The sequence below is a fragment of the Vibrio sp. 03_296 genome (assembly GCF_002265885.1).
Map to the genome: position 1 here is coordinate 1 of NZ_NPKW01000069.1, position 6,322 is coordinate 6,322.

Below are 6,322 nucleotides of genomic sequence, written 5' to 3' on the forward strand. Positions count from 1 at the left end.
TCCACACCGACATTAATATTTTGAAGTGTGTTTGTATTCATAATAAGCTAACTCTTGCTTGCGTAATGCGGGTTCGAGACCCAGTCGAGTATTCGAGTTTGGTGCTTGGAGTTCTATGTCGCGTTCATGTTTGTTATCGGTCTCTCGATAGAGGAGCCAGCGTTCAATCGAACTACAACATAGAAAGCTTTAGTTGCGGCTAAAGCCTGGGTCTCACATTACCCGAAACAGGTCGATTAATGGGGATAATTTCCCATACAAACAATTTAAGAGGGATTCCCAACGCTTGGTATTTTTGCTTCTACTTCAAGTTTAGTGTTTATGGCACAATTCTTTAGGTTTGGGTGGTAGCGTTGCTCACCCCTTAATTGGGCGTTAGCTACAAGGAGTAAATATGGTATCTCGGCATATACCTGAAAGAATGAAAAAGAAAATATATCAAGAAGCTAATATGACTTGCCCTAATTGTGGTGAAAGGGACGTTTCAACATTTGAAATTCATCATATCCAGCCTTTTTCTGAGGTAAAAAAGCATGAAGAGAAAAACTTGATATTACTTTGTAGTAACTGCCATGCTAACGCCACAGCAGGAGAGTTATCAGAAATAGAAGTGTTAAGGCTCAAACTTGAACTAATGGCTGGTTCGCTAAGATCACCACAAACAAAAGAACCAACAGTTTCTAATGTTATATCTTTGAGCGCAGTTAGAAACCAAGGAGTAATCGCAAATAATGTTACTGTCAAGGGTTCTACAAGCAGAGTAGTTCAATTGCCGACATCTGGATCTATTGCTTGTAGCCTTACACACAGAAATTATATTAAATATCTGATCGATAGATATCATAGCTTCAAGGTGGCTGAAGTTGGGAAAGGCGGTATGAAATATACCGTGTTCTATGGGAGTATCAAGCGTAAGTTTGGTGCAAAATGGGACTCAATCCCTTTAGGTAAGTTCAGCGAGTTAAGTGAGTATATTCAAGATCGAATTGATAAGACGGTTCTTGGTAAAAATCGTAAATCTCAAGGGCTTAAATCTTACTCCAACTATGAAGAGTACTTGAAGAAAAATTGTAGCTAACAAAGCATTTAAGAGTGATTCGCAACGCTTGGCAGTTTCGCTTCGCTCAAGTATAGCCAAGCGCCGCTCACACCTTAATGCGGCGTTAGTTTGCTAAAGGCTAGTGGTTAACTAGCCTAAGCTTGCTCTCACATCCGCAATGGTGATAAAGAGTTTGTTTTCAGCGTCTTGAAATGCTTGAAAACCATAGCGTTCATAGAAATGTTTTGCTCCGTCTTTGGCATCAACGATAACAACTGGAAATGCAACGCTATCACTAGCGGCTAATAGCTTTCTGAGTGCGTCGATAAGCAACCATTCACCAAAGCCTTTCCCTTTGTATCGGTCATCGACAGCAAGACGGGCAATCAGACCACCAGAGGTGGATGATTGGTGCTTTTTTTGTAACTTATCAGGCAATGCCTTTAAGTCAATTGGTGTCATTGTTAGCGTGTAAAAACCGATGACATGTGAGTTGTCGCTATCATCTTCCAAAACAAACGTTCTGGTGTTGTCCTTCTTTGCTTGCTGACTCGCCATTACTTTTAAGTAATTATTGAGAGCTTCGATGCCACAGTTGAATCGGTTTCTATCGTGTTTAGCTTTATCTAGAAGTACCGTATTCATCATTGAGTTTTGCTCTCGTATCGATTAGCAGCAGCTTTTAGTTTTGAGTTCTGTGTTGCAGGACGGTCTAAAGCTTCCATGAGCAACATCGCATCAACTTGGCTCAGTTTTAAAGCCTGTTCACGTTCAATGACTTGTTTAGCTTTTTCGATTGCAGCGCTTAGAACAAACGAGTTGATGCTAGACATGCCGGCGATCGCGGCAGCCTTAGTAAGTAAGTCTTGTGTATCGACATCAACTCTAGCGGTGATGCGAGGCAAAGTAGTAGCCATAATGTTATCTCCTGTTGTGTCAAAGTGTCACATGTGTATTATGGTCTTAAAGTGTACAATAAGCAATCTTTGTGTCACTTTGGCACGCAAACTAACAAACAATTTAAGAGTGATTCGGCACGTTTGGCATTTTTACTATGCGTTAGTTTTGGTGAGTAAGGTGGTATGCGGTGGCATCGGTATCGCGTGCCTCACACCTTAATTGGGCGTTATGCTCAGGAGGCAACATGGGACTGGAAGTTAAGATCTATCCTCACAATGACTTATTCAATTTAGCGCATTTCAATATTGAAATTGTTAAAAGCAAAGTTGAAGCATCTGACTTTGAAGGGTTGGGGCTTCATTGCAAGAATTGCATCATATCAACATCCTTCGCAGTGGAAGCTTTCATTAATTACGTAGGCTCTAAGAAAGTTAAACACTGGAACGAGAAGAAAAGCTGGTATGACAAAATAAAGCGAATATATAAAACGCTCGATGACCCCTTGGATATGGACAAAGAACCTTTGAGAACGCTTAAGCAACTAAAAGAAATTAGAAATGAACTTGCGCATGGTAAACCTATTGAGAAAACAGTTGTTGTTAGCAACAAGAGCGATGCAAAAGCTGCAATGAAAGCGGATTGGGACGCATACTTAACCCCAGAATTTGTTATACATGCATACGAACAGGCTGACGTATTTCAAGAACAGTTGCTGAACAAGTTTGATATATCGCTCTTTGAAACCTTGACCTCAAGTCGAGGTACAATAACCAGAGCATAACAAGCAATTTAAGAGGGATTCACAACGCTTGGCACTTTTGCTTCTACTTCAGTTTTTGTGTTTATGGCACAATGTTTAGGGTTGGGTGGAGGCGTTGTTCACCCCTTAATTGGGCGTTATGCTTAATCAAGTAAAATCAGTGGTTTATGGTTTTTCTCTGTTCCCTCAGCTTTTCAGTTTTGTGTTTGTCGGCAAGTTGGCTTTTTTGAGCGCTGTTTTTCGGACACTTATTCTTTGGCGCTAGAAAATCAGAGAGTTGCCTCATTCAATTTTCGGGCAAGCGCGAGGTTAGGGCGGTTGGCTCAATCAGAGATTTGATCTTAGGTTTTTTCGTTTTAGCTGCCAAATTTCAAAGTCTGATTTTCAAAATCATGAGTCATTTCAGTTTTTTGGCTTTTGGCTTTTGTTTGTGAATCAAAGTCGAGTTAATCTTGTTTTTAGTAAAACGTAAGCCATTGAAGCTTAAGCATAACAAGGCGTTTAAGCGGGATTCATGCCGCGTGGCATTTTTGGTTTGCAGTGAGTTTTGGTGGTGAAAGTGGTGTGCGGAAGGTTGGTTTATGCGGCATTCACCCCTTAACGCGGCGTTATAACACAGAATCAACTTCTTGCTCAAAAGGGTCAGTTGAACTATTATTTGTACGTTATTTTGTACTAATGGGAGTTCAATATGAGTCGTATTCATTTCGATCAAGATATTCAGCCTTTGTCTGAGTTTCGTGCCGGTGTAGCTTCATACATCAAACAAATCAATGAGACTCGTCGTCCATTGGTTATTACGCAACGTGGCAAAGGTGTTGCTGTTGTTCTCGATGTTGCTGAGTATGAAGCAATGCAAGAGAAAATCGAATTACTGGAAGAAATGCGCACAGCAGAAGCTCAGTTAGCTTCTGGTCTCGGTGTTTCCAATGATGATGCGCGTGCTCAAGTACTTGGGCGCATTAAGAAATGAAAGTAGTCTGGTCTCCATTAGCACTTCAGAAACTAGGTGATGCCGCGGAGTTTATTTCTTTGGATAATCCACCTGCGGCAGAGAGGTGGGTAAATGAAGTTTTTGATAAAACTGAACTCCTTGGAAGTATGCCTGAAATGGGGCGGTTTGTTCCTGAAATGCCCCATACGAATTATCGTGAAATCATCTTTGGTCACTATCGTATTATCTACAGTTTAAGTCACGAAATTCGCGTACTAACAGTTCGTAATTGTCGTCAAATTTTATCGGAAGATGACGTGTAAAACTGTGTTATAACAAACTGTTTAAGAGTGATTCGCAACGCTTGGCATTTTTACTATGCGTTGCGTTTAGTGTTTAAGGTGGCATGCGGAAGCATCGGTATTGCGTTGCTCACACCTTAACAGGGCGTTATGTGTCCAAATGGCTATGGTCGTCTAACTATTATTATAAAAGTGGGAGTTAAAATTTGATGTATGATGTCTTTTGTATTAGTGCTGGTCAGTTGATAGTTAAAAAAGATGCAAATGTAATTAATAAGAAAAATAGATATTTAAATTATGGCCTTCTTTCATTAGCCTCACTTATAAAGAAGTCTGGTTTGGCTCCAATTCAATTACATGGTAATTTTACGGATCCCAAAGAATTTGCAAATTATTGTCTAAGCTTAGGTATAGCTGAGTCAAAATTCCCGGTTTTTATTTCTATACCAAGTTTTTACGCAATTAGTTGGGTTGATAGCTTTACTAAAATATTAAAAAATGAATTAAAGATAAAAGAGATTGTTATAGGTGGTCGTTGGGTTATTGATGGTGAAATTAATCAATTAGCGAAGCTATTACCTCATGTAGACAAAATTGTTGATGGTTTAGGTGAAAATCAAATTTCAGATCTTCTCGGAAGAAAAATTGAAAAAGTCAATGGTTATGTATCATTAGATTATAGTCTCCTTGATAAAAGGGAGCTTTATCAACCTAGTATTGAGGTTTCTCGTGGTTGTGGCATGAAATGCTCTTTTTGTCAGGAAAAAGACGAGAAGTTGCAATCATTGAAATCCCCCTTTCTGATTACGTCAGAAGCTTCCAATATCTTGTTGAATGATCGTCTGAATCCAATGTCTCCATACTTTGAAGCTTCGATGTTTAAGCCAACAATAAGCTGGCTCGAAGAGCTCACTAAACAAAGATCGATCCACTCCCATTCTTATTTATGGCGTTCAGAATCGCGAGCGGATACGTTTCCTATCAAACAAATTCCTGAACTTGCCAAGGCAGGGATGAAAGTCTTAGATCTTGGCTTAGAAAGCGCTAGTCCAACTCAGATTAAGAGAATGGGTAAATCAAAAACACCAGAGAAGTATTTATCTCGTGCATCTAATCTTCTGGAACAAGCTCATAATGCGGGTATAGACGTTAAAGTAAATGTTATGCTTTACGCGGGCGAATCAAGTGGAACAATTGAAGAAACATATAAATGGTTAGATCAGCATAGAAATTACATAAAAGGTGTCTCAGTTGGTCCAGTTTTAGCTTTTGGCTGGGATAATAAGAAATCTGACTTTATAAAAACTTTACTTTCGTTTGGATCTAGTGTTTATGGAGAAAACGCATTAGAAGGGGTTACTCGTTTCAACTTAAGTTCTTCAATAGATCATAGAGCATCTTTAAATATTTCTAAGGAGTTGTCCCGAAGTTTCATGACAGCAAAAGACTATTTTGACTTAAAGTCTTTTTCTTATTTTTCAAGAGACTATACATATGATGAATTCCTACAAGACATAAAATCCGAAAAAGGTGATTATTCATTCGATGTAAGTCAAGTATAAATGACCACATAACAAACGGCTCAAGAGGGATTGCCAACGCGTGGCGGTTTTAGTGCAAAATTGAAGTTCAGTGTTTACAGTGTGTTTTTTGAGTTCGGCGGTGCGTTGTCAACCCCTTAGCCGGGCGTTATGCTTAATCAAGTAAAATCAGTGGATTATGGTTTTTCTTTGTCCCCTCGGCTTTTCAGTTTTGTGTTTGTCGGCAAGCCGGTTTTTTTGAGCGCTGTTTTTCGGACACTTATTCTTTGGCGCTGAAAATTCAGAGAGTTGCCTCAATCAATTTTCGGGTAAGCGCGAGGTTAGGGCAGTTGGCTCAATCAGAAGTCCATCTCTAGGTTTTCAAACTTCAAACCAGATTTGCCCAAATTCCGAGCCTGATTATCAAAACTATGATTCATTTCGGTTTTCTACGTTTTGGCTTTTGTTTGTGAATCAAAGTCGAGTTAATCTTGGTTCTGATCAAACGTAAGCCATTGAAGCTTAAGCATAACAAAGCGTTTAAGTGGGATTTGGCACGCGTGGCATTTTCGGTTTGCGTTGGGTTTGGTGATTAAGTCGCTGTGCGGTAGCTTTTGTATTGCGTGCCTGCACCCCTTAACGCGGCGTTAGGCGCTATTCACTTTAGGATTAGGGATGAACGTAGAATTTAAAGTGATCAATTTGGCGCAAGATTATGATTTTTGCGTAGCTGCTCGAAAGGATGCTTACTATTGCACTTTCGAGACCTTTTCGGGTTTTGATGATTTCATAGCAGGTTATCGAGAACGAGTTCAAGAAAGGCAATCTGGAGCAGGTTGGTTTTACATCCATATCTGGTTGGATGGA

General features: G+C 39.7%; 7 protein-coding genes and 3 pseudogenes. 8 read left to right on the plus strand and 2 right to left on the minus strand.

Annotated elements, in window-relative coordinates; genetic code table 11:
- Positions 1 to 394 precede the first annotated feature (394 nt).
- The gene (locus tag CIK04_RS08555; protein ID WP_097353719.1) at positions 395 to 1,078 is read left to right on the plus strand and encodes an HNH endonuclease; all 684 of its coding nucleotides are present in this window, start codon (positions 395 to 397) and stop codon (positions 1,076 to 1,078) included.
- Between the two features lie 111 nt (positions 1,079 to 1,189).
- Here CIK04_RS08555 and CIK04_RS08560 read toward each other — a convergent pair whose 3' ends face one another.
- Both CIK04_RS08560 and CIK04_RS08565 read right to left on the minus strand, forming a co-directional pair.
- Positions 1,190 to 1,687, minus strand: a complete 498-nt coding sequence (locus CIK04_RS08560) for a GNAT family N-acetyltransferase (protein ID WP_017053840.1) — start codon at positions 1,685 to 1,687, stop codon at positions 1,190 to 1,192.
- Positions 1,684 to 1,956 (minus strand): DUF1778 domain-containing protein, encoded by a 273-nt coding sequence (locus CIK04_RS08565; protein WP_097353718.1) that lies wholly within the window; start codon positions 1,954 to 1,956, stop codon positions 1,684 to 1,686. Before CIK04_RS08565 ends, CIK04_RS08560 begins: the two co-directional genes overlap by 4 nt.
- 227 nt (positions 1,957 to 2,183) lie before the next feature.
- Between CIK04_RS08565 and CIK04_RS08575 the strand changes: the two genes are divergently transcribed.
- The 7 genes and pseudogenes from CIK04_RS08575 to CIK04_RS33235 all read left to right on the plus strand — a co-directional run.
- Entirely contained in the window at positions 2,184 to 2,720 is a 537-nt protein-coding gene (locus CIK04_RS08575) for a hypothetical protein (RefSeq protein ID WP_097353717.1), read from the plus strand.
- 468 nt (positions 2,721 to 3,188) lie between these two features.
- A pseudogene (locus CIK04_RS35500) lies at positions 3,189 to 3,308 on the plus strand (DUF3265 domain-containing protein); the annotation flags it as partial.
- A gap of 82 nt (positions 3,309 to 3,390) precedes the next feature.
- Positions 3,391 to 3,672, plus strand: coding sequence for a type II toxin-antitoxin system Phd/YefM family antitoxin (locus CIK04_RS08595; protein WP_000086647.1), 282 nt, complete (start codon positions 3,391 to 3,393; stop codon positions 3,670 to 3,672).
- Positions 3,669 to 3,956 carry a type II toxin-antitoxin system RelE/ParE family toxin gene (locus CIK04_RS08600; protein WP_005445239.1) on the plus strand — a complete coding sequence of 96 codons (288 nt, stop codon included), beginning with the start codon at positions 3,669 to 3,671 and terminating at the stop codon, positions 3,954 to 3,956. Before CIK04_RS08595 ends, CIK04_RS08600 begins: the two co-directional genes overlap by 4 nt.
- 2 nt (positions 3,957 to 3,958) lie before the next feature.
- Positions 3,959 to 4,076 (plus strand): annotated as a pseudogene (locus tag CIK04_RS32700) (DUF3265 domain-containing protein).
- 68 nt (positions 4,077 to 4,144) lie between these two features.
- Entirely contained in the window at positions 4,145 to 5,497 is a 1,353-nt protein-coding gene (locus CIK04_RS08605; RefSeq protein ID WP_097353741.1) for a radical SAM protein, read from the plus strand.
- 633 nt (positions 5,498 to 6,130) lie between these two features.
- Positions 6,131 to 6,322: pseudogene (locus CIK04_RS33235) on the plus strand (N-acetyltransferase); the annotation flags it as partial.